This window comes from Desulfosporosinus orientis DSM 765 (genome assembly GCF_000235605.1).
Classification (GTDB): domain Bacteria; phylum Bacillota; class Desulfitobacteriia; order Desulfitobacteriales; family Desulfitobacteriaceae; genus Desulfosporosinus; species Desulfosporosinus orientis.
In genome coordinates, this window is sequence record NC_016584.1 from 2896771 (window position 1) to 2920046 (window position 23276).

Genomic DNA, 23276 nt, shown 5'->3' on the forward strand with positions numbered 1-23276 from the left:
AATCCTATTTTATATTAATACATTAGGGAGGAACTAACGATGGGCTTCCGTTTCATTTTTGGACGGGCCGGCAGTGGCAAGAGCACCTTATGTCTGGAAGAAATTCGAGCTGAACTTCGCAAGGAACCTTGGGGTAAGCCAATTATCTTCCTTGTCCCTGAGCAAGCAACCTATCAAATGGAAGTTGCTCTCTCGGATACTCCCGATCTGGATGGAAGTTTGCGAGCTCAAGTATTGAGCTTTCAACGGCTGGGCTGGCGTGTTTTTTCCGAAACCGGCGGAGGACAAAAGGTGCTTATTGGCAAAATTGGCAAACAGATGCTTCTGCGCCGCATTCTTTTAAAGAACCGTTATGAATTGAAAGTATTTGCTCGATCCGCAACCAGACCGGGTATGGCCGAGCTTTTGGCTCAAACAATCGGGGAATTTAAAACCTATCGAGTAGCTCCGGAAACATTAAGAACTATTAAAAGTACAAGTGGCATGTTGACTGAGAAGCTTGAGGATTTGGCACTATTATATGGAGAATTTCAAGCTTCCCTGGGTCAGGAAATCAGAGACCCTGATGATGAACTTTCAATCTTGGCTGGCAAAATACCCTTTGCCCCCCTGATGCGAGGGGCAAAGGTCTGGGTTGATGGGTTTAACGGGTTTACCCCTCAAGAACTGGAAGTCTTGAAAGCCATAGCAATAACTGTTGAAGAAGTTGTAATAACCTCTTGTCTGGATCCAATTTATGTTACCGAAGAGTTCACTTCGGAAACAGGTGTTTTTAAAGCCGGAGAAGAGTTTTTTACTGGTCCTTGGAAAACTTTTTTGGAATTGCAGAGGATTGCCTTAGAAAATAATATTCCCATACATCCCTCTAGTTTGCTTAAAGGTGGCACACGCTTCAAAAATCCTTGGCTTTGTCATTTAGAAACCTTTTTTTCTGCTTATCCGACCATGCCCTTTGAGAAGGAAGAACTAAATTTCGGCGGAATCCAAATTATTTCTGCTGTCAATCAGAGAGTAGAGGTTGAAAGAGTTGCTCAAGAACTAAGGCGTTTAGCAAGAGATGAAGGACTATGCTGGAACGAAATGGCCGTCCTGAGCCGGGATCTTTCCGGATATCACGAGTTGATTGCTCAGCTGTTTACATCCTATGAAGTTCCCCATTTCATAGATTACAAACGTCCTGTCCTGCATCACCCTTTAATAGAGCTGCTTCAATCCTGTCTTGAAATAATGAGAACTCAATGGAGTTATGAACCTTTGTTTCGCTGCTTAAAAACAGACTTTTTCCCGCTGTCCAGGGATGTTATCGATCGATTGGAAAACTATGTTCTGGAATATGGAATTCGTGGTGAAGCCTGGTCCAGAAGCATAACCTGCCATCGTCAATGGTCATTGGGTCAAGATGAGGAACAGCAGGCTATTGAACTAAAATTGCAGGCAGAGCTTAATGCAGCTCGCCAAACCATATATGATGTCTTAACCCCCTTGAGTCAAGGTATTGTAGTTGATTGTCAAGAAGAAGAGCAGGGATTAAAAGTTCGAACCATTACAGAAAGCCTCTATACTTTTTTAGAAACCTTAAATGTTCCCGGGACTCTTGAAATATGGGCTCAAAAGGCTAAAGAAGAGGGAGATCTTAGCGAGGCTAGGTTACACGAACAGATTTGGGAATCTACTATCCAAGTCCTGGATGAAATCGTTGCCGGATTAGGGGAGGAAAAGGTTGAGCTGGAAGACTATGCTTTAATCCTTGCTTCTGGAATGGAGGGTATTGAGCTGGGACTCATTCCGCCGGGATTAGATCAAGTTTTGGTTGGATCCTTAGATCGCTCAAGGAATCCTGAAGTCAAAGTCCTCTTCCTATTAGGCGCTAATGAAGGAGTTCTTCCAGCACGACCGGTTTCTGACGGTATTCTTGACGTTGAAGAACGTAAACAATTAGAAGAAGCAGGGATTAGTCTGGCTCCTAAAGGTAAGGACCAGACTTATGAAGAGCAATTTTATATTTACACGGCCCTTACCCGGGCAAAAGAAACATTGGTAGTCAGTTATTCTTTAACGGATGATGAAGGTAAAGGACTGACGGTTTCCCCTGTAGTCACACGGCTTAAGCATCTTTTCCCATCTCTTGCCGAGAACTTTTTAAGTATTCAAGAAGACATTGAGAAGATTAGTCAGCCAGATTCTGCTCTTCTGTTTTATGCCGAACAGCTCCGCAAAGTTCGCCAAGGGGAACCTCTTTCTCCCCTGTGGACAGCAACGGAAAAATGGTTACTGGAAGATTCTCTTCGCCAAGGACAAACGCTGAGATTACGTACCAGTCTCGCAACAATAAATCAGGAGGATAAGCTTGAGCGTCCCTTAGCCCGCAGGCTCTATGGCAAACGATTAAGAGCAAGTGTGTCTCGGTTGGAACAATTCGCCAGGTGCCCCTTTGGACATTTTGCCCGGTATGCTTTAAAGCTGCGTGAACGACCTGCCTATCAACTGACGAGTCCTGATATGGGTGAATTTTTTCACTCTATGCTGCGCGATTTTGCCCTCTATCTGCAGGAGAGTAGTTTGGACTGGGGTAAATTATCAAAAGAAGAATCCTGGGCTCTTATCAATGAGCTGGCTGACCGCCTTGCCCCTAGTTTACAGCATGAAATTCTCTTAAGTAATGCTCGTTATCGTTACTTAACAAACAAACTTAAACGTACTGTTCACCATGCGGTTCGTGTCTTAGGAGAACATGCCCGCAAGGGATTGTTTATTCCAATACAGCTGGAAGTGGGTTTTGGTCCCCAAGAAACACTCCCAGGGATAGAGGTTCCATTGCTGGAGGGCGATTCCTTGATTCTCAGCGGGCAAATTGACCGGGTGGATGCCGCTTTATTAGATGATCAGATTTATTTGCGCATTTTAGATTATAAATCACGGGAGTTATCCTTACCCCTGGACACCATTTACTATGGGTTAAATCTTCAATTACTCACATATTTGACAGTTGCTTTACAAGGTGCCGAAGTGTTACTTAATACAACACCAGCTTTGTCTGGTGATTATATCCTTCAGCAGAAAATTCCGGCGGGATTTTTATATTTCCCTGTGCTGGAACCTCAGCTTGAGGAGCAAAGCCCATTAAGTTCCGAAGAATTGGAACAACGACGGGTCAAAGCTGTTAAGGTTAAGGGGTTCCTACTAGCAAACCCTAAGGTTTTAGAAGCCATGGATTCAACCTTTTCCTTAGGACAGTCCGATTTGCTGGGGGTAAGGTTAAAGAAAGACGGCAGTTTTCAAAAAGGTGCTAATGTATTAACCGAAGATCAATTTTCTCTGCTGGGCAGCTATCTCCACCAGTGGTTTAAGCAGAAAGGGGAGGAAATCCTAAACGGTGATATTTCACTGTCACCTTACCGGCGAGGCAAGAGAACCGGCTGTCAATATTGTGATTATAAACCTGTTTGCCACTTTGATCCTTATCTGCCTGAAAACCGGTATCGTGATCTTCCGGCCTTAAAGCCGGAAGACGTCTGGGCACGAATGGAAAAAACAAATCACACACATGAGTCGAATTTAAATTGGCTTGGAGAGGAACCTGGAAAGGCGGTGACCAGTGATGAGTAAACCTCAATGGACTGATGAACAGAGTGCCGCCATTACTTTGCGAGGGGAACTCTTAGTTGCCGCTGCAGCCGGTTCAGGTAAAACAGCGGTCCTGGTAGAGCGCCTGATACATCAAATTACGGATATACATTATCCCGTTGATGTGGATCGCTTCCTTGTTGTTACCTTTACTAAAGCAGCGGCAAATGAAATGCGGGAGAGAATCGGCAAAGCCTTGGATGAGGCATTGTTTGGGGAAAACGACCCTCGAGAAATCGAAAGGCTGCTCAGTCAGCGTACTCTTTTGCAGAGAGCAAGTATTACTACATTGCACTCCTTTTGTTTGGATTTGATACGCAAACATTTTTACCAACTTGAACTTGACCCGGGGTTTCGGGTTGCCGATCAAGCTGAGGCGGATCTTTTACGGCAGGATGTGATTGAAGAACTCTTTGAGACTAATTATCAAAAAGAAGACCAGGGTTTTATGAAACTGGTGGAAGCCTTTGGCAGTGATCGCGATGATCAGCCGCTGATGGACTATGTTTTAAGTCTGTATACCTTCGCTTATAGTCAATCTCAGCCAAGCACATGGTTAAGTGCTCTAAAAAACCCTTACCAGTGGGAAAGTACTGAAGCCTTTATGCAAAGCCAATGGGGTCAAGCAGTTTGTCAAGGGCTGCTGGACTTGGCCAGTGAAAGTTATCATTTGCTGCAGAGGGCGGAGGTGATAGCGCAATCCCCGGAAGGACCTGTTAATTATGTGCCTACGCTGCAGGATGACCTCAATCGAGTTGGCTTGCTCTGCCATGACTTAAAAGTAGGGACGTGGCCACAGATTGACGCTCAATTTCAATCCGCCGTAACCTTTCCTAGATTGCCGGCTATTCGCTCGAAATCCAAACAAAAGAAGGGTCCTGAGCAAGAGTTTGGCGAAGTTGATGACACTTTGAGCAAAAAATGGCAAGAGGAATGTAAACGGATGAGGGATGAAGCTAAAAAGAAGCTGACTTCTTTAAAAGATGCTGTTTTTGCTTACCCCTTGGAGGGCCAGTTGTCCGCTTTCAAAGAAATGAGTTCTCTGATCCAGTCACTTAGCAGTTTAGTCATTGAGTTTGCCCGTGCTTATACAAAGGCTAAAACTGCACGCAATATTTTAGATTTTACAGACCTTGAACATTATGCGCTAAAATTATTGGAAGAAGAAGGCGAACCTTCTCTGCTGGCTCAAGGTTTGAAAGACTATTTTGCGGAAGTGCTAGTGGACGAATATCAAGATATTAATCCTGTTCAGGAACGTATCTTATATCTCGTATCCAGACAGGAAGAATCCCCTAACCTTTTCATGGTCGGAGATGTTAAGCAAAGCATCTATCGCTTTCGTATGGCGGATCCAGGCTTGTTTATTGCCAAGTATAATGATTTGCCCCATTGGCAGCCACAGGTTTCTCAAGATCTTAAGAAGATGGTCATTGATTTAAATCGAAATTTTCGAAGCCGGCTTGAAGTGATTGAAGGAGTTAATTTTATCTTTCGGCAGATCATGACCTCAAGTGCCGGAGAAATTGCCTATGATCATCAAGCAGCCTTGCAATACGGAGCATCCTTTATCACCGGAGAAAGCCCCATTCCTATCGCTGAAGGTCCCATTGAAGTACATCTTATTGATCCTAAAAGTATAAAAAGCGAGTTAGGCTCATATTCTGATGAAGGACACGGAGAAACTGTGAGTATAATTGCTGGCGAAGGTGAAGCAGAAAATGACAGTTACCGTCAAGAAAGGGGGAGTCAATCTGACACTCATGGAGAGGGTACAGATTTTGAAGATGATCTATCCTCAGAAGATCTTGATAGTATAAGAATTGAAGCACGCCTGGTCAGCGAACGAATACAACGCATCATTGCTGGAGAAGAATTTCAGGTTATTGACAAAGTCACGCGAGAATTTCGTCCGGTGCGATTCTCGGATATTGTCATCTTGATGCGTTCATACTCTTCAAGCGCACCTATTTATGTAGAGGAATTTCAAGCTGCAGAAATTCCGGTGTATGCCGAAACAACCAGTGGTTATTTTGGGGCTAGTGAAGTAGAGACTATGTTGTCCTTGCTCAAAGTCATTGATAATCCTCACTTGGATATTCCCTTGGCAGCTGTTCTTCGCTCACCTTTTGTGGGTTTAAACGGACGTGAGTTAGGGAAAATCCGTATGACTCTCCCGGAAGGAGACTTCTATGAAGCATTAACCTTGGCAGTATGGGCAGGATTTAAGACTGATTTTGCTTTAGAGCATGTTGATGAATTAAAGCAAATTCTGGGGCTCTATGCGGACTCTTTACCTCAGAGACTTGAAAGAGCTCAGGAATTATTATCGGATGTTCCCATGTTAGGGGAAAAACTAAGGGATTTTTGGCTTAAGCTTCAAACCTGGCGAACTCGGTCACGACGAATATCTCTGGCAGATTTGATCTGGTCATTATATGAAGAGACCGGGTATTTAGCCTATGTAGGTACCTTACCAGCTGGGGTTCAACGTCAGGCCAATCTGCGTGTCTTCTATGATCGTGCCTGGCGCTTTGAAGCCACACGGTACCGTGGGTTATTTAGATTTTTGCGCTTTTTAGACCGCTTCCAAGGACAAGGAAAAGATATGGGAAGCGCACGAGCCCTTGGAGAAAATGAAGACGTTGTAAGATTGATTTCTGTTCATGCCAGCAAAGGACTGGAGTTTCCGGTTGTGTTTTTTGTCGGTCTGGGGAGAACCTTTAATACCCAAAACCTTAGAGGAAGGATGCTCTTACATTCGAAGTTAGGTATAGGAATGCCGATCATCGACATTGACAATAAGGTTCGATACCCTTCATTGATTCAATATGCCGTCAAACAGACCTTAGCTCAAGAGGCTTTGGCAGAAGAAATGCGAATTCTTTATGTTGCTCTGACAAGGGCTAAAGAGCGTCTGTTTTTATATGGATCTTTGGATAAATTTGAAAACACTCTGCAGAAATGGCAGCGTACGGCAGAGTGGCAGGAGGCTGCCTTGCCCGAAGGGTTGCTTAGGAATGCAAAGTGTTTCATGGACTGGATTGGACCGGCACTGGTACGTCATCCGGACCGGCTATTTATACAGGCCGGTTTTGTGGATTCCGAGATAATTTATCCATTAGAGGACGAACATTCACGTTGGGAGATACTATTCCATCGCAGCTTAACCTCCGAAAAAATGGCAAGTGACGGGCAAAGTCAAGAAAGTATTGTCGATCAAGAAACTGAAGACCATGCTCAAGTTGAACATTGGTATTCTGAGGTTGCCCGAAGGTTAAACTGGCAGTACCCGCATCTCTCGGCAGTTCGTCAGGCAGCAAAAACCAGTGTAAGTGAACTTAAACGTCAAAGTATCTGGTATGTCAACGATGAGGCGTCTGCCGTTCCGGGTTTAGGGAATCCTAGGGACCTTTCGCAACGGCCGAAATTTCTTCAAGCCACTCAGCCACTGACAGCAGCAGAACGAGGAACAGCTTTGCACACGGTTATGCAGCATCTTTCCTTTAAAGAATTGGAGTCTCTCTGGTCAACCTTATCTGAGAAAGAGAAAATGAATTACATCAACGGCTTTTTGAACACACTTAAAGAGCGTGAAATTCTTACACTTGAGCAAAAGAACACTATTCATTCGGAACAGATTGTTCACTTTTTAGCGACGCCATTGGGTAACAGGCTTTTTAGAGCCGATGAAATTCTGAGGGAAGTACCCTTCACATTAACTTTTCCAACAGAGGATCAAAACAAGATCTTAGTGCAAGGCGTTATTGATGTGGTGATTATAAACACTGATGAAAATCGTACTATTAAGGCAGAAATCCTGGACTACAAAACTGATTCATTGAGAAAGGACGGCGAGATAGATCCTGAGGAAATTTTAAGGGATCGGTATGCTCTTCAGTTATCTCTTTACGCTCATGCCATAGAACGCTTAACCAAAGCCCAGGTCACCCGCTGTACCCTTTATTCCTTTACCCTTGGGCGGGAAATAGAGATCTCTGAGCAGCGACGGAAAGATGTCCTGAGACCCGGTTTCCCTTTCTTTAACTAGAGCAACTTAGGCAGCCGCCTTTGCTATAAGGATCAGCAGCTTTAAGTCAGCGATGGTAATGCGGCAGCGGCACGAAAAGCTACTATGAAAAACCCCTTCTGACAGGGGACGGTTCTGTCGGGCTCTGGGGCGGAGCGCTATTCAGCACGCGTCTGCGAGTTCCGCCGCTGGCTCGCTGGACGGTTCGCGAACCGTCGGCCCTCGCCTTAACGCGGCTCCACTGACGCATCCGCTTAGCTGAAAAGCGCTCCTCCAGGCAGTTCGTTGGGAGTGAAGCAGAAGCGAACCCATTGCATGGAGAGGCGGTTAAGCCCACAAAGCGGCTGCGGGGATTGCGTAACCATGGTTAACAATCTTCAAAGAATACTTACCCGCTGAAGGAAGCTCTCGCAGCCGCGAATGGGCGAGCCTCATACTTGAAAACCTATTGGTATAGTGTTACCCTAATACTAGAATATGTTCATCATTATAGAAATTTCCTCAGCTAATTATATGATTATTTTAATGAACATATGTCATTAAGTGACTTATTAAGGGTAGATTGCTATAAAATTATTTAATTCCATAATATTTTGTCATCTTGCGAGAGGATTTTCAGAATTTATGGCGAACTTACTACTTAGTATTCCTTGTGATTGTTGTAACTATCTTTAATAAGGGAGTAAGGATGAAAGAGGGGTTGTAATGAGTCAAAATAAAATCGGTTCTGTTTTGATTGTTGGCGCAGGGATTGCTGGGATTCAAGCTGCACTGGATTTGGCAGAGTCGGGATACTTAGTTCATCTGGTAGAAGAATCGTCAGCTATTGGCGGTACTATGCCGATGTTGGATAAGACCTTCCCAACCAATGATTGCTCAATGTGTATTCTATCCCCTAAACTAGTTGAATGCGGGCGCCATCTGAATGTCAGAACCTACACCAATTCACAAGTCGTTAAAACTGAAGGAGAAGCCGGAAATTTCAAAGTTACCATTAAGCAAAAAGCCCGTTATATTGATCTGGATAAATGTACGGGCTGCGGCGCTTGTGCAGAAGCTTGTCCTGTAAAAATTGATGATGAGTTCAATCAGGGCTTAGGAAAGCGTAAAGCTGCTTTCAAGCAGTATTCACAAGCTTTCCCTAATGCTTATGGCATTGACGAAAAGAACTGCTTGTATCAAACTCGCGGTAAAGCTAAAGGCAAAGACATCTGTCTGAAATGCGTAAAAGCATGTCAAGCAGGTGCTATTGATCATCACATGGAAGACAAGGAATTCGAAGTTGAAGTCGGTTCTATGATTCTTAATCCCGGCTTTAAAATATTTGATGCTTCCTCCCTTGATTATTATGGTTACGGCAAAATAAAGAGCGTTGTCACAAGTCTGGAGTTTGAGCGCCTTCTCAGCGCCTCGGGACCCTTTGATGGACATTTAGTCAGACCCTTTGACAAGAAGGAACCTCAAAAAATCGCCTGGATTCAGTGCGTCGGTTCCAGAAATGCCAAGATTAATAACAATTACTGTTCCGGCGTATGTTGTATGTATGCCATCAAAGAAGCTGTCATTGCCAAAGAGCACAGTCATATCCCCGTTGATACCACTATTTTCTACATGGATATGAGAACTCCCGGCAAAGACTTTGAAAAATACTATAACAATGCCAAGAACCAACAAGGTGTTAACTTTATTCGTTCCCGTGTCTATGAAGTCACTGAAGCAACAGACGATTCGGGAGATGCAGTCATTCGTTATTCCACGGAAGATGGTCAAATTGTCACGGATCAATTTGATTTAGTTGTCTTATCCGTTGGTCTGGAACCTGGTGACAGTTCTAAAGAATTAGCCAGTCTCTTAGATCTGAAGGTCAATAAATTCGGTTTCGCGGAACTTGAACCCCTGACCGGTGTTAATACCTCAAAAGCAGGGGTATTTGCAGCAGGTGCCTTCAGTGGTCCAAGAGATATTCCGGAAACAGTTATGCAGGCCAGCGCTGCCGCAGGAGCTGCTTCTGCCTTATTAGCAGAAGAGCGTGGAACCTTAGTCAGCGAAAAAGAGTATCCGCCGGAGATGGATGTAGCCGGGGATGTTATCCGTACCGGGGTCTTTATTTGCCACTGTGGTGTTAACATCGGCAGTGTTGTTGATGTACCCAGTGTTGTTGAGTATGCTAAGACTCTTCCCACCGTTGCTTATGCCACGGATAAAATTTATGCTTGTTCTCAAGATGCTCAGGCATCTATTAAGGCTCTGATCAGTGAACACAAATTAAACAGAGTCGTGGTCTCCTCCTGTAGTCCCAGAACTCATGAGCCATTATTCCAAGAAACATTGAAAGAAGCGGGCTTGAATGCACACCTATTTGACATGGCCAACATCCGTGACCAATGTTCTTGGGTTCATATGAGCGAGCCTGAAAAAGCGACGGAGAAAGCGAAAGATCTCACAAAACTCGCTATAGTTCGGGCTTCCATGCAGCAGCAAGTTCAGCCAATCTTTATGGATATGAATCACGCAGCCTTAGTTATCGGCGGTGGCGTAGCCGGTATGACCAGTGCTCTTTCACTGGCTGATCAAGGATATGAAGTTCATCTCGTCGAGAAAGACAGCACTTTGGGCGGAGTGGCCAGACGATTCTCCACAGGTTTCAGAGGAGAAGACATGAAAGCCTTTTTGGCAGACTTGATTGAAAAGGTCAGCAGCCATGCCAATATTAAACTCCATGTGGGGGTTGGTATTAAAGATGTTGGCGGTTTCTTAGGCAATTTTACAACCACTCTGGAAAATGGGGAACAGATTGCTCATGGTGTAGCTATCCTGGCCATCGGAGGTCAAGAATACAAACCTAAAGAGTATCTGTATGGAGAAGACGCTCGTGTCATGACTCAAATTGAAATGGATGAAGCTCTTTTCAATCATGACTCAAAAGTGGAAAATGCCAAGAATTTTGTCTTTATCCAATGCGTTGGTTCACGTTGTGATGAAAATCCTTATTGCAGCCGTACTTGCTGTACAAAATCTGTAAAATTAGCTCTTAAAGTTAAAAAGAAAAATCCGTCGGCCAATGTCTTTGTTCTCTATCGAGACATGAGAACCTATGGTTACTTTGAAGAGGAATATGAAGAAGCCCGACGAATTGGAATTCTCTTTGTTCGTTATAGTGAGAATGCTAAACCGGTTGTCAATAAGGAAGGGGATACCCTTGTTGTAACGGTCAATGATCACGTCTTAGACAGACCCATCAAAATTGAAGCTGATGTGATTTGCTTGGCTGCTGCCATTAAAGCACCTGAAGACGGCAAACAGCTCTCTAAATGGTTCAAAATCCCATTGAATGCCGAAGGCTTCTTCTTAGAAGCACATATGAAATTGCGTCCCGTTGATTTCAGTACCGACGGTGTATTTATGGCTGGTATTGCCCACAGTCCTAAGAACATGGAAGAAGTCATTGCCCAGGCTAAAGCAGCAGCCGGACGTGCCGGTGTGGCCTTAGCTAAAGATAAAGTAGAGTCTGCCGGTCTCAATGCTTTTGTCAACTCACGCAAATGTACCGCGTGTGGTACTTGTGAAGCTGTTTGTTCTGCAAAAGCAATCGCTGTTGATAAGGAAAAACGTGTTGCGGTTGTCAACGATGCCCTCTGTAAAGGCTGCGGAGCCTGTGCGTCCAGCTGCCGCTGCGGAGCGTTAAGTCTCAGAGGATGTACTAACGAGCAAATTGTCGAGATGTTAAACGCCCTATAAATATGGGACTTAATTAACAATCGGGAAAGGTAGATGATTATGGGAGAAATTCAGGTAGAAACTGAAAATAAACAGTACCAACCTAAAATTGCTGCTTTCTTGTGTAACTGGTGCAGCTATGCTGGGGCGGATTTAGCCGGTGTCGGCAGAGTTCAATATCCGGCAACAATTAGAACCATCAGAGTCCCATGCTCAGGCAGAATTAATCCCCTTTATGTTTTAAAAGCAATGGCTAACGGAGCGGACGGAGTCTTAGTTTCCGGATGCCATCCTGGAGACTGCCATTATATCAGTGGAAACTATGTTGCCCGTCGTAAATTTGCCCTCATTAAATCCTTGCTTACCCATGTTGGACTGGAAGAGGATCGAGTCAACTTTTCCTGGGTATCAGCGGCAGAAGGCATTCGCTTTGCTGAAGTCGTAAAAGGAGTAACTGAACGGGTCAGTGCACTTGGCCCTAATAACGGTATTTTTAAAGTTGATGACGGGGGTGCGGCGGATGAATAATCTCGTAAACGATATCCGAGAAACGGCCCGTCAATTGCTGGCTGAAGGAAAAGTGGATGTTGTTATCGGCTATGAAAAAGGTTCTTTGCCCTTAAAGGCAACTCCCTGTTTTGTGCATTCTGCAGAAGATGTTGACGCGTTAATTTGGGATGAAACCTGTGAAAATAACCTGGCAAATTATGCAGCTAAAACTCCGGGCAAAAAGGCTATTGTTGTTAAAGGCTGCGACAGCCGGGCTTTAGCGGTTTTAATGCAAGAAAACCAACTGGTCAGAGATGACTTGTATCTCATCGGGGTAACTTGCCATGGAGTCATTAATCAACGTAAAATTAATGAAGAAGTAGGAGAAATTCTCGAAGCCAGTGTTAGTGACGGGAAAATTTCCGTAAAAGGAATGGAAGGGGACAAAGAGTATCTTTTTGCTGAGGTAAAAGATCCTACCTGTCAAAACTGCCGATATCCTAACCCTGTAGTAGAGGATGTTCATTTGGGTGACAAAATTGAAGCTCCTCAAGCAGCTGCAGATTTTGCTGATGTTACAGCAATGGAAGAAAAATCATTGAGCGAACGCCAAGATTATTTCAAAGAGCAAATGAGCAAGTGTATTCGCTGTTATGCTTGCCGTAATGCATGTCCTTTGTGCTATTGTCAGGAATGCTTTGTTGACTGCAATTCCCCGAGATGGCTGACCGGCGGGGTTAATCGTTCTGAAAATCTCTTCTTCCAAGCCGGACGTGTCCTGCACTTAGCCGGCCGCTGTGTTGACTGCGGTGCCTGTACTCGTGCATGCCCCCAAGGTGTGGATATACGTGCCTTGAATCGCAAAATGACCAAAGACGTCTATGTTATGTACAATCATGAAGCCGGTATCAGTGAAGACGGCAAACCGGCTCTTAATGAATACACCACTAATGACCCAGAACAGTTCTTGGTAAAGGAGTGAGGTGAAGAAAATGAAGATAAGTAAAGAAAAATTTGGCCAGGCCTTTGATGCTTTAGCCAGTGAGTACCAACTAATTGCTCCAGTTAGTGATGCAAACGGAGTTGCTTTCAAAGGAGTCAAAAGCTTCTCAGAAGTCAAACAAGATTATCTGAATTCTAAACTTCCTCCCAAAGCCATCTTCTTTCCTCAACACGAGAAACTCATGTCCTATAAAAAAGAGGGTAAGGACATCACCGTTAAGAGCGAACTTAAGGCTGAAAACGCAGTTCTTTTTGGAATCAGACCTTGTGATGCACGGGGAATGCAGCTCTTAGATATGGTTTTCAAGAATGACCAGTATACCGACCCATATTATTATGAACGACGTGAAAAAGCGGTGATTATCGGGCTGGCATGTTCAAAAATTGCCCCTACTTGTTTCTGTTCCTCTTTTGGGCTGTCTCCGGCCGGCAGTGAGGGCTCGGATATTCTCCTCATTGATCTCGGAGATTCCTATACTGTCGAAGTGATCACTGAAAAAGGTAAAGCCTTAGCTGCCCGTTTTGAAGCTCTCTCTGAATTGACTGCTGATGAGCAAGCGCTGGTTGACAAAATTAAGAGTGCAGAAACTCCAAGTAAAGTTGATGTTGCTAATACCACCAGTAAGCTCGACAAAATGTTTGACAGTCCTTTTTGGGATACTCTTCAAGAGAAGTGCATTGGCTGTAATGTCTGTTCCTTCTCCTGTCCCACTTGCCATTGCTTCGATATTTCTGAGGAAGTGCGCAAAAATGAAGGTTCCAGAGTACGGACCTGGGACGCCTGTATGGCCCCACTCTTTACCCTTCACGGTTCCGGTCATAACCCGCGTGATTCTAAAAAAGCACGTTGGCGTCAACGGATGATGCACAAGTTTAATTATTTTGTCCATAACAATGGTGCTATGTCCTGTGTAGGCTGTGGACGCTGCATAAAAAGCTGCCCGGTTAATATGGATATTCGTCAAGTCATTGCTGGGGCAAACAAAGCAGAATTGGTGGTGGAATGATGCAACAGAATCCATATATCCCAATAACAATGAAGCTCGTGAAAAATTTAGTGGAAACCGAAGATCGTTTGATCAATACTTTTACCTTAGAGTTTATGAACAAACAAGATGAAGAAAACTTCAAATATATGCCGGGTCAGTTTGCTGAACTGAGCGCTTATGGTCATGGAGAAGCTCCTTTCGGAATTGCTACTTCTCCCACGGAACCCGGAATCTTAAAGTTTTCCGTTGCTAAAGTAGGATGTGTCTCTAATGCCCTCCACCTCATGGAAGAAGGCACGATGGTCGGGGTTCGCGGGCCGATGGGAAACTATTATCCTATTGAAAAGTTTAAAGGCAAAAACGTTGTAATCATCGGCGGAGGTTTTGCTTTCACAACCCTGCGTTCATTAGCAAAATATATGCTTGATGATAAACATCGCGGCGATTATGGCGACATCACCGTTATTTACGGAGCAAGAAACCCAGGCTTACTGCTCTATAAAGAAGAGTTGGCTGAATGGGAAAACAATCCCAATATTAATTTGGTGACCACCATTGACAGACCCGCCGAAGGATGGACTAAACATGTAGGCTTTATTCCGACTGTGACAGAGCAAATTGCTCCTTCCTCAGTTGATACCTATGCTGTCGTCTGTGGTCCTCCGGCGATGATTAAGTTTACCTTACCGGTCTTAGAAAAATTAAAGTTTACTCCTGAGACTATTTACACTTCCTTGGAGATGCGCATGAAGTGTGGACTGGGTATTTGCGGCCGCTGTAATATTGGCACCGAATATGTGTGCAAAGACGGCCCGGTCTTCTCCATGGCTCAATTAAAAGAATTACCGAGTGAATATTAATTAAGGCGGAGGTGATAGTAAGAATGGCTGAACCCATTAGAGTTAAAGAATTAGATCCAACCCTGAGAGAAGAAGTGGCTGGACTGTTAAAAGGATATGATTTTTCCAATTGCCTTACTTGCGGTATGTGTACAGCCGGATGTAAGTACAGTGATTTAGTTGAGGATAATGACCCTCGCAAATTTATCCGTAAAGTTGCTCTTGGCTTGCGTGAAGAAGTGGAAAATGATCCCTTTGTCTGGAACTGCAATATGTGTGAACGCTGTACTGTAGAATGCCCTATGGGTGTGAACATTGCGGCTATAACAAGAGCCTTCCGTGGAAAAACTGCTATGCCTCCGGGTCACTTACAACACATTGCTGATGACCATATAAATACAGGTAACCAAATGGCTGTAGAGCAAATCGATTATGATGAAACTCTGGAGTGGCTTGAAGAGGAGCTTCAGAAAGAATTAAATGATCCAAACTACAAGATTCCCATCGACAAGCCGGATGCTGACTTTATGTTTGGCTTCAATGCCCGTGAAATCAAACATTATCCTCATGAACTTCAAACAATTCTTCACGTCTTCTATGCCGCCAAAGCAAATTATACCTTAAGCAGCAAGCGTTGGGATGCAACCAATATCTGTCTGTTCACAGGTAAAAACGATGAATTCTGTGAGATCTCACGTCCATTATTTGAAGAAGTAGAGCGGTTAAATGCCAAAGAGCTTATTGTAACTGAGTGTGGTCACGCTTTCCGATCCTCCAGAGTGTTCAAGCGCACTTACTGGCAAGGAAAAGACTTCCCTGTACGCCACATCGTTGAACTTTATGCTGACTGGATCAAAGAAGGCCGGCTTAAACTGGATAAGAGCAAGAATCCGCTGCCGGTAACCATGCACGATCCTTGTAACACTGTTCGTAAAGAAGGCGTCTATGAGCCGCAGCGCTATGTTATTAAACATGTTGTTGAGGATTATCGAGAAATGAATCCTGACGGCAAGTATAACATTTGCTGCGGAGCCGGAGGAGGAGCTTTAGCAGTTGCGGCTACTAAACAGCAGCGTATGACTAAGGCTAAACCTAAAGTTGATCAATTAATTGCAACCGGTGCTAAAATAGGATGTATTCCATGTCATAACTGTATTGACCAGTTTAACGACATGAACAAATTCTATAAACTCGGTATGAAGATGCACCATCTTAGCACGCTGATCGAAAATGCGTTGGTGCCGGATGATGCCCCAGAAGCTCCAGCAGCAGAATAATACACCTTTTTAGAAAAAACTGATGAATTGTGAAGCCCCGTCAGCGTAAAACCGCATAGAACGGGGCTTTTTTTATATTCTCGTTATGTGTGGCAGGGATAGGAATAGAAATTTTAATAGATTCGTGGTACTCTAATCATAAATTTGCGATATTATTTGGAGTGACAAGTGTGGTAAAATGGATAACAGTTCTCCTAGTAGAACCCGGCAAGACTCCGGATATACGACAAATGCCCAACAACCTTAAGGCTTTTGAATTAACTGTCGGAGGCTATCCAGAGATTGTTGAAAGTATACGGCCCGGGTGTTTTATCTTTTATAATGGGGTTCAGCCGCTTCCGCAAAAGTCCCTTTCAAGAGCCGATTTTGAGGGCACTTTTATCATCCTTCGAGTGGATCCTCCAGAGTTGGTTTCCCTTACTCAGGAAGACATCGATATTCTCTCTCAAGCTTACCAATGAATGATTGAATTCAATTCGCTGCCTTTTGGGATGATTTAGACATTAATTAACCTATGCCAATCAGGCATGTTAGGAAAGAGAGCAAGAGAATGGCAGTACAGATTTTAACAGACAGCACGAGCTATTTGAGTGAAGAAACACGAAGAACATTGAATATCAGAATGGTATCCTTGAATCTTTCCTTTGGCCGTGAAAGTATGAGGGAAGTCGATATAGAAAACTTCAGCTTTTATACCATGATGGCGGAAAAGGGTATACCCACATCTTCTCAGCCTTCCACGGGAGAAATGTATAAGGAAATGGAAAAAGCGGTTCAGACAGGAGATAGTCTTTGCTGTGTCTTTCTGTCTTCGGACATGAGTGGTACATTTTCAACGGGACAAATCGTCAAAGAGATGATTTTAGAAACCTATCCCGGTGCAAAGATTGAAATTATTGATTCTCGATCAAATTGTCAGCAGTTGGGGTATGTAGCAATAAGGGCGGCAAGAGCAGCAAAAGAAGGAAAGACTCTTGATCAGGTAAAAAAGGTAGCTTTAGAAACCATACAACGAACAAGGTTTTTATTTATTCCCGAAAATCTAGAATACTTAAAAAAAGGGGGCAGAATAGGGGGAGCTGGCGCATTAATCGGGAATCTGTTTAAAATTATTCCTGTTTTAACGGTTGAAGATGGCAAAACAACTGTATTGATGAAGGTTAGAACGAAGCAAAATGCAATTAAAGCTATGGTTGACAAGATGTTGCAGGACATAAGTTTGTATGGATTGGGCGAAATAGCAGTAGTACATATCAATTGTCTCAAGGAAGCTGAAGAGCTTGCCCGCCAAATTAGTGAAAAGCTGAATGCTCAGGTTGATGTCCTGGATATTGGTCCGGTCATTGGCCTTCATGTTGGCCCGGGAGCAATTGGAATTACTTATTATACAAAAAATGCAATGAGATAAGACTCGTGTTACAATGAGGTTAGAATTAAGGAGGGGATGAGTATGTCCAAACAACTCTATAAGATTCTTTGGTCCCTTGCAATTCTAACTATTCTGATCACCACGGTCATATTTTCCTTTGGGATTATTATGATTGGAGCAGTTACGATTGGACTATACGGAATTTACCGATATTATTTTCCCAGAAAAAAGCGGGCCTCAAACAATTTTTCCCGGTCCCAGGTACATCCTTTTGGAGAAGTGATTGATATAAAATCCGAAGTAATTCACCAAACTATTGAGACCAAAAGAACGAAGTGAATAATCAAAGAAGACTAGACCGATAAAGTACTGCTATTCGCAGTACTTTATCGGTTTTTTGGTACTGTTAAACTTGGCAGTTGCTTAAGAACATTTTTTTGTCCGTTCCTGATGCTATAGTTTAAATAATAAATTATCAGGAAAGTAGGCGTCGAGATGGCAATATCTAAAGCAAGTTGGGATAGAACAGCAAAACCTAATCAAACAAGAGTTAGAACAAAAATTACAAGTTTTGAACAAAAAGCGGCAATACTTCTGACGACTTTTCTAAATTCCGTATGGATTATGTCTGTCTTCGATTTATTGCTTGCCTATATAAGAAATGATTCATTAGTCCACTACACCATGTCAGTTCTGCTTAATTTAGTATTAACCATATTAGGTCTAATCGTTTGTTCAGATCTTATTCTTGCTAAGAAACAAGATTTTAGAACGTCTTTCCTTGCCTATATGATCTTTCTGTGGGTATGTATGGCGGTACTTAAATTAGTATTCATATCCTGAGTAATATACAAGTTCACTGTCAGTAAACTTGGCTATGGAATATAATACCACATACCCCCAAGGGAGGCGGGCGCATTATGATATCTGAAAGCAAACGAGTGGATGAAATGAACTATTTCGAGCTCATAGCGTGGTTAGGTATAGGAAGTTCTCATCCAGGGGGCTTTCCAGCCACCAAGCAAAATTTAGAGGTAATAGCGGTACAACCGGAGGAATACGTTCTCGATGCCGGGTGTGGTAGTGGTTTAACTGCTTGCTTTTTAGCAAAAACAGTTGGCTGTAAAATTTTAGGGGTAGATATTAATCCCCATATGATTGAAAAAGCACGCTTAAGAGCAGAAAAAGAAGGAGTAACTCATTTGGTTGAGTTTAGGGTAGCAGACGTCAATAAGCTGCCTTTTAGTGATAATCACTTTGATATTATTATTTGTGAATCAATAACCGTTTTTTTAGATAAAGAAAAAGTGTATCGAGAATTTTATCGAGTTTTAAAACCAAAAGGCAGAATTGCCGATTTAGAAATGGTCATATTAAGGGATTTACCCCCTCAGGTCAGGTATCAAATGGAAGATTGCTTCGGATCTTCAACGAATCCTTTATCATTTGAAGAATGGATGAAAGTTGTTGCCCAAGCAGGCTTTGAAGAAATTGAAATCATTAATCCTCAGCCCTTAAAAAATAATAGCAATGTCGTTTTTAATGAGTTGAAAAAAGACTGGGTTCTTGTAAAAGACTTAACCACAAAAATTCGGCGGCAGCCTGCTTTGCTGCCTAGATTACAAAAAAACGCCAATTTTATTAAAAAAAATAGAAGTTATTATGGATTTGGCTTAGTCTATGGACTTAAACCCCTCCCTAAAAAATTAGGATTTAAAGATTGGATACGAAGTAGAATCATGGGCAGAAAATTATAGTATCTCCAAATTGGCCATTTTCATACCGATTCAGCCATTATTAATGTATGAAACTAATAATTTCTGCTAATCCTATGGAAGGGCTAATAGGGAGGTAGTATAATTACATGTCAGATCAATTCATCAAAAATCAGACAGACCAAGAAATCACTAATATTTACTTTAATCGTTGTTTCACGTCTACACCAAAAATAATTCGGTATTTGTTAGACAATGAAGATGGTCGGAAATTTAAAGTATTCATCTCCCATGTCTGTGAGAATGACTATATACAAGATATTGCTGACTATTTTGAAGTCGAGCCGTCCATTGAAGGAAAAGATTATGTTAACTACTGCCTTGATTTTTGTCGTCAACACAAAATTAAGCTGTTTGTGCCTAGATATAATGTGGAATATTTAAGTCGTTATCAAAATGAATTTGAGCGTCTTGGCGTAAAAGTTATGTTTGTAGGGAGCAGCTCTACCTATCAATTGCTTAATGACAAAGTTAAAACCTATCAAACACTAATTGATAGGGAAAGTGACAGGGAGGGTATAGCCATACCTCAAACCTTTTGCGTCAGGACTTATTTTGATTTTAAAAATGCTTATCATAAAATAACAGGGAATAAGAGCAGTCCTTGTCTAAAACCTATATCTGGAATTGGCGGTGATGGCTTCAAACAAATCCTGGAGGATATGACAGAAGTTGACGAGCTTTATAAGACGACAGCCTCTACAATTTCTAAGGATCGTCTCCTACGCGTCTTAAAGAATTCTAACGCCATAAAGCCCCTAATGGTTATGGAATACTTAGAGGGGGAGGAGTACAGTATTGACTGTTTAGGGTATGAGGGAGAACTCATCGTAGCAATACCAAGAAGAAAATTAGACCTTTACCGGCAAGTGATAGAATATCGAGAAGACTTGATAGCTATGGCCAGAAAACTGACCCAAGAGTTTTCATTAAGTTATCTCTATAATATTCAGATCAAGTATCATCAGGGCAGAGCTTACCTTATTGAAATAAATACTCGAATGTCGGCGGGAATTCATAAGTCTTGCTTAGCCGGTGTTAATCTCTTATATCTTGCAGTTAAGTTATTATCGAATGAGACTGTAACACCACCTAAGAACATTCGTTGGGGTTTTCAAATAAGAACTAATGAAAGTTATGAACTTCTTGACCTAGTTGACATAGGCAATCAACTAAAAAGCAGGGAAGTATAAAAAAGCTCATAGATTTTCTATGAGCTTTTAAGCGGAGTTATGGAGCGGGTGATGAGAATCGAACTCACGTAGCTAGCTTGGAAGGCTAGTGCTCTACCATTGAGCTACACCCGCATGATGTTTTGGTGGGCCATCCGCGACTCGAACGCGGGACACCCTGATTAAAAGTCAGGTGCTCTAGCCGACTGAGCTAATGGCCCGTATATTGGCTGGGGTGGGAGGGTTCGAACCTCCGAATGCCAGAGTCAAAGTCTGGTGCCTTACCACTTGGCGACACCCCAATACCAAGCTAGTATTGTTTTAATACTTTTCGAGGAAATGGTGGGCAGGGATGGATTCGAACCACCGTACCTTTCGGAACAGATTTACAGTCTGCCGCCTTTAACCACTCGGCCACCTACCCATGTTACTTAAATCTCTGGAACAGACGCTTATTAGTATACACAATAATACGTGAGAGGTCAATGGTTTTAAAAAATGTTTTTGAAAAAGTACATAGAATTTTTTTTAGTAGTATGGTTAAAGTAACATTAGTAAAAGGAGGGCGACTGAATGGATAACTTAGATAAAATTCTTGACAGTCAAGAGAAGACTAAACGTAACAATCAGCACCAAGGACATGGGAATCCCGGTAAAAGGCTGCCTAATAAGCAACATAGTACCAATAAATAAAACTAATTTTAGGAAGTTGAGGTGTGTTACATAGAAGTAACACACCTCTTTAGTTTAATTCTAAGACGCTACATTAAGCATAATCAGGAATTAATCGCTTAACCCAGATATTCATGTCTTCAAACTTCCCCATAATGTGACAGTTATTGATTTGGCGGCCAGTAAACTTATAGCCGTGTTTGCTGAAAACAATGTTAACACCCAGAGAAAGAGCTCTAGATAAACTGAAAAGGGTAATATAATGATTAGTATTTAAAGTAGTTTCCAGATGATAAACTAGCTCGCTTAATAATCCCTTTCCCCGAAATTCCTCGAGAGTTGCACAGTCTGTTATCTCAGCATGAAGAAGTTCATGATCAAGGTCTGCCGAAGCGGCGCTTACAATGCGGGAATTATATTCGGCAACTTTGAAAATGACCTTTTTCGATTTTATCATGTTAGCAATAAATTCGTGATTGTTCATAGGTGTTGGGTAGGTTTCGAAAACCTTATCATATAAGACAGCTAATTCTCTGGTATCCTTAAGGGTAGCCGAACGGATTAAAAAACCTTTGTCGATACCATTGGGAGCATACTGGTTTATGTAACCTTCCGACTTCTCTATAATGCCATCTTCTTCTTTGAGTTGATTGCTCATTCCTCGGCTGGGATCGCAAAAATGGGAAAGGCAATAACCTGTCTTACCTTTGAAGTAGCCATCAATGCTGCCTTCTAGAATAAAACCATTCTCACAGAATAAGGGAACGTCTTCTCTATAAACCGTGGTAATGATTTTCCCCATACCGTGCCGCTTACACATCTCCACAGAGCTTCTGGCTGCTTGTACTGGATTGCCTTGAAAATTAATCAGCTTAAGTCTCTGATTATGTAAATCGACATATTGTTCGAAGGTTACGTCATGTTGACGGATTGTTTCATATAAGCCCAGCTGGACAGCTATTTCCATTGATCACGCCTCGCGATACGATTATTTGATTTTGGGACAAGACTTAATTTCTTTTCTCTAAAAAGCTTTTCGATCCCGGTAACAGGCAGGTTCTGATAGTCATGGCAATAATGACATTCATGACATTCTGTTGTTTTATCTTCCGGTTCAGTATAAGCACAGATAACCCCTTCATAGTTCCGTAAAATGACTTTACTATCTGATTGAGAGATAAGGTATTGGGGACTTACAGGAATTTTGCCTCCTCCCCCCGGTGCATCCACCACATAGGTGGGGACAGCATAACCGGATGTGTGGCCGCGCAGCAGTTCTATGATTTCAATACCTTTACTGACAGAAGTTCTAAAATGTTCAATCCCTGATGACAAATCACACTGGTATAGGTAATAAGGGCGCACACGCAATTTTACTAATTCATGAACCAGCTTTTTTATGATATAGGGACAATCATTTATCCCTTTTAAAAGGACGGTCTGATTGCCTAGAGGAACTCCTGAATCAGCGAGTTTATTGCAGGCTTCTTTTGCCTCAGGAGTAATTTCACGGGGATGGTTAAAATGGGTATTAAGCCAGATGGGATGATATTTACGAAAAATGCTGCAGAGGTCATCGGTAATTCTTTGCGGTAATACGACAGGTGTTCTTGAACCAAAACGGACGATTTCTACATGATCTATAGCTCTTAGACTTCCTAAAATAAATTCAAGAGTCTCATCACTGACAAGTAAACTGTCACCTCCGGAAATCAAAACATCTCTGATCTGGGGTGTATTCTTTATATAGTCTATGGCGGCTTGCAGTTCTTTTCTGGGCATGGCTTGATCCGTTGAACCTGCCAATCTGCGCCGGGTACAGTGCCGGCAGTACATAGAACACTGATCGGTAATCAAAAATAATACTCTGTCCGGGTAACGATGGGTGAGTCCTTTCACTGGAGAATCACTGGCCTCATGAAGAGGGTCTTCCATGTCGCATCTAGCTTCTTCCATTTCTAATGCCATAGGGATGGCCTGTTTGCGAATAGGATCATCAGCATTGTTTGGATGGATCAGAGTTGCATAATAAGGGGTTATAGCCATTCGCAGGCTTTCTAGGCAATGATTAATACCGGCTATTTCGTCTGGGGTCAAATTAACGACCTCTTTTAATTGTTCAACAGTAGTGATTCTGTTAGCTATTTGCCACTTCCAATCCATCCATTGGGCCTTAGACAGATCACTCCATAAACTGAGATCTTTATAGTTTCTTTGCATATTAAACTCCTTCTGTTATGAATATAAACTAGTTTTTCACATTAATAATGGACGTATACAATTTATAATTGATTATAGTAGGCAAGGAAGAAAATGTGAAA

General features: G+C 42.6%; 17 protein-coding genes and 4 tRNA genes. 15 read left to right on the plus strand and 6 right to left on the minus strand.

What is annotated here, in order from left to right; translation table 11 throughout:
• The first annotated feature begins 39 nt into the window (after positions 1 to 39).
• The 14 genes from addB (at position 40) to DESOR_RS13620 (ending at position 20304) form a co-directional block, all read left to right on the plus strand.
• A complete protein-coding gene (gene addB / locus DESOR_RS13555) occupies positions 40 to 3606 on the plus strand; it encodes a helicase-exonuclease AddAB subunit AddB (RefSeq protein ID WP_014185157.1) in 3567 nt (1188 codons plus the stop codon).
• Positions 3599 to 7675: a UvrD-helicase domain-containing protein gene (locus DESOR_RS13560; RefSeq protein ID WP_014185158.1), complete on the plus strand. Its 4077-nt coding sequence runs from the start codon at positions 3599 to 3601 to the stop codon at positions 7673 to 7675. Before addB ends, DESOR_RS13560 begins: the two co-directional genes overlap by 8 nt.
• 684 nt (positions 7676 to 8359) lie before the next feature.
• Complete coding sequence (locus tag DESOR_RS13565; RefSeq protein ID WP_014185159.1) at positions 8360 to 11392, plus strand: FAD-dependent oxidoreductase; 3033 nt, start codon at positions 8360 to 8362, stop codon at positions 11390 to 11392.
• A gap of 39 nt (positions 11393 to 11431) precedes the next feature.
• Positions 11432 to 11899 (plus strand): hydrogenase iron-sulfur subunit, encoded by a 468-nt coding sequence (locus tag DESOR_RS13570; protein ID WP_014185160.1) that lies wholly within the window; start codon positions 11432 to 11434, stop codon positions 11897 to 11899.
• A complete protein-coding gene (locus tag DESOR_RS13575) occupies positions 11892 to 12842 on the plus strand; it encodes a 4Fe-4S dicluster domain-containing protein (protein ID WP_014185161.1) in 951 nt (316 codons plus the stop codon). Before DESOR_RS13570 ends, DESOR_RS13575 begins: the two co-directional genes overlap by 8 nt.
• 10 nt (positions 12843 to 12852) lie before the next feature.
• Positions 12853 to 13869 (plus strand): 4Fe-4S dicluster domain-containing protein, encoded by a 1017-nt coding sequence (locus DESOR_RS13580; protein WP_014185162.1) that lies wholly within the window; start codon positions 12853 to 12855, stop codon positions 13867 to 13869.
• On the plus strand, positions 13869 to 14711 hold the full coding sequence (locus DESOR_RS13585) for an FAD/NAD(P)-binding protein (RefSeq protein ID WP_014185163.1): 843 nt from the start codon (positions 13869 to 13871) through the stop codon (positions 14709 to 14711). Before DESOR_RS13580 ends, DESOR_RS13585 begins: the two co-directional genes overlap by 1 nt.
• Before the next feature lie 23 nt (positions 14712 to 14734).
• Positions 14735 to 15967: a (Fe-S)-binding protein gene (locus tag DESOR_RS13590; protein WP_014185164.1), complete on the plus strand. Its 1233-nt coding sequence runs from the start codon at positions 14735 to 14737 to the stop codon at positions 15965 to 15967.
• A 170-nt stretch (positions 15968 to 16137) separates the two neighbouring features.
• Positions 16138 to 16428, plus strand: a complete 291-nt coding sequence (locus DESOR_RS13595; protein WP_014185165.1) for a DUF3846 domain-containing protein — start codon at positions 16138 to 16140, stop codon at positions 16426 to 16428.
• 89 nt (positions 16429 to 16517) lie between these two features.
• On the plus strand, positions 16518 to 17375 hold the full coding sequence (locus tag DESOR_RS13600; RefSeq protein WP_014185166.1) for a DegV family protein: 858 nt from the start codon (positions 16518 to 16520) through the stop codon (positions 17373 to 17375).
• Positions 17376 to 17417: 42 nt separating this feature from the next.
• A complete protein-coding gene (locus DESOR_RS13605) occupies positions 17418 to 17675 on the plus strand; it encodes a hypothetical protein (RefSeq protein ID WP_014185167.1) in 258 nt (85 codons plus the stop codon).
• Between the two features lie 156 nt (positions 17676 to 17831).
• Complete coding sequence (locus DESOR_RS13610; RefSeq protein WP_014185168.1) at positions 17832 to 18179, plus strand: hypothetical protein; 348 nt, start codon at positions 17832 to 17834, stop codon at positions 18177 to 18179.
• A gap of 77 nt (positions 18180 to 18256) precedes the next feature.
• Positions 18257 to 19093, plus strand: coding sequence for a methyltransferase domain-containing protein (locus DESOR_RS13615; RefSeq protein ID WP_014185169.1), 837 nt, complete (start codon positions 18257 to 18259; stop codon positions 19091 to 19093).
• Between the two features lie 107 nt (positions 19094 to 19200).
• Positions 19201 to 20304: an ATP-grasp domain-containing protein gene (locus tag DESOR_RS13620; RefSeq protein WP_014185170.1), complete on the plus strand. Its 1104-nt coding sequence runs from the start codon at positions 19201 to 19203 to the stop codon at positions 20302 to 20304.
• A 40-nt stretch (positions 20305 to 20344) separates the two neighbouring features.
• Here the strand turns inward: DESOR_RS13620 and DESOR_RS13625 are convergent.
• The 4 genes from DESOR_RS13625 to DESOR_RS13640 form a co-directional block, all read right to left on the minus strand.
• Positions 20345 to 20418: transfer RNA gene (locus DESOR_RS13625), tRNA-Gly, on the minus strand.
• A gap of 9 nt (positions 20419 to 20427) precedes the next feature.
• Positions 20428 to 20504 (minus strand) — tRNA-Lys (locus DESOR_RS13630).
• A 6-nt stretch (positions 20505 to 20510) separates the two neighbouring features.
• Positions 20511 to 20585, minus strand: a tRNA-Gln gene (locus tag DESOR_RS13635).
• Between the two features lie 38 nt (positions 20586 to 20623).
• Positions 20624 to 20707, minus strand: a tRNA-Tyr gene (locus tag DESOR_RS13640).
• 149 nt (positions 20708 to 20856) lie between these two features.
• Between DESOR_RS13640 and DESOR_RS13645 the strand changes: the two genes are divergently transcribed.
• The gene (locus DESOR_RS13645; RefSeq protein WP_014185171.1) at positions 20857 to 20976 is read left to right on the plus strand and encodes a DUF4023 family protein; all 120 of its coding nucleotides are present in this window, start codon (positions 20857 to 20859) and stop codon (positions 20974 to 20976) included.
• Between the two features lie 73 nt (positions 20977 to 21049).
• Here the strand turns inward: DESOR_RS13645 and ablB are convergent, their stop codons facing one another.
• Both ablB and kamA read right to left on the minus strand, forming a co-directional pair.
• The gene (ablB, locus tag DESOR_RS13650) at positions 21050 to 21922 is read right to left on the minus strand and encodes a putative beta-lysine N-acetyltransferase (RefSeq protein ID WP_014185172.1); all 873 of its coding nucleotides are present in this window, start codon (positions 21920 to 21922) and stop codon (positions 21050 to 21052) included.
• On the minus strand, positions 21913 to 23175 hold the full coding sequence (gene kamA, locus DESOR_RS13655; RefSeq protein ID WP_014185173.1) for a lysine 2,3-aminomutase: 1263 nt from the start codon (positions 23173 to 23175) through the stop codon (positions 21913 to 21915). The genes ablB and kamA overlap by 10 nt, the downstream gene beginning before the upstream one ends.
• Positions 23176 to 23276 lie beyond the last annotated feature (101 nt).

Excerpts from the sequence above, each read along its gene's own strand:
- DESOR_RS13585 (WP_014185163.1), top strand. The coding sequence starts at position 13,869 with ATGCAACAGAATCCATATATCCCAATAACAATGAAGCTCGTGAAAAAT.
- ablB (WP_014185172.1), bottom strand. The coding sequence starts at position 21,922 with ATGGAAATAGCTGTCCAGCTGGGCTTATATGAAACAATCCGTCAACAT.
- DESOR_RS13590 (WP_014185164.1), top strand. The coding sequence starts at position 14,735 with ATGGCTGAACCCATTAGAGTTAAAGAATTAGATCCAACCCTGAGAGAA.
- DESOR_RS13580 (WP_014185162.1), top strand. The coding sequence starts at position 12,853 with ATGAAGATAAGTAAAGAAAAATTTGGCCAGGCCTTTGATGCTTTAGCC.
- DESOR_RS13615 (WP_014185169.1), top strand. The coding sequence starts at position 18,257 with ATGATATCTGAAAGCAAACGAGTGGATGAAATGAACTATTTCGAGCTC.
- DESOR_RS13570 (WP_014185160.1), top strand. The coding sequence starts at position 11,432 with ATGGGAGAAATTCAGGTAGAAACTGAAAATAAACAGTACCAACCTAAA.
- DESOR_RS13610 (WP_014185168.1), top strand. The coding sequence starts at position 17,832 with ATGGCAATATCTAAAGCAAGTTGGGATAGAACAGCAAAACCTAATCAA.
- DESOR_RS13560 (WP_014185158.1), top strand. The coding sequence starts at position 3,599 with ATGAGTAAACCTCAATGGACTGATGAACAGAGTGCCGCCATTACTTTG.
- DESOR_RS13600 (WP_014185166.1), top strand. The coding sequence starts at position 16,518 with ATGGCAGTACAGATTTTAACAGACAGCACGAGCTATTTGAGTGAAGAA.
- DESOR_RS13575 (WP_014185161.1), top strand. The coding sequence starts at position 11,892 with ATGAATAATCTCGTAAACGATATCCGAGAAACGGCCCGTCAATTGCTG.
- addB (WP_014185157.1), top strand. The coding sequence starts at position 40 with ATGGGCTTCCGTTTCATTTTTGGACGGGCCGGCAGTGGCAAGAGCACC.
- DESOR_RS13605 (WP_014185167.1), top strand. The coding sequence starts at position 17,418 with ATGTCCAAACAACTCTATAAGATTCTTTGGTCCCTTGCAATTCTAACT.
- kamA (WP_014185173.1), bottom strand. The coding sequence starts at position 23,175 with ATGCAAAGAAACTATAAAGATCTCAGTTTATGGAGTGATCTGTCTAAG.
- DESOR_RS13565 (WP_014185159.1), top strand. The coding sequence starts at position 8,360 with ATGAGTCAAAATAAAATCGGTTCTGTTTTGATTGTTGGCGCAGGGATT.
- DESOR_RS13645 (WP_014185171.1), top strand. The coding sequence starts at position 20,857 with ATGGATAACTTAGATAAAATTCTTGACAGTCAAGAGAAGACTAAACGT.
- DESOR_RS13620 (WP_014185170.1), top strand. The coding sequence starts at position 19,201 with ATGTCAGATCAATTCATCAAAAATCAGACAGACCAAGAAATCACTAAT.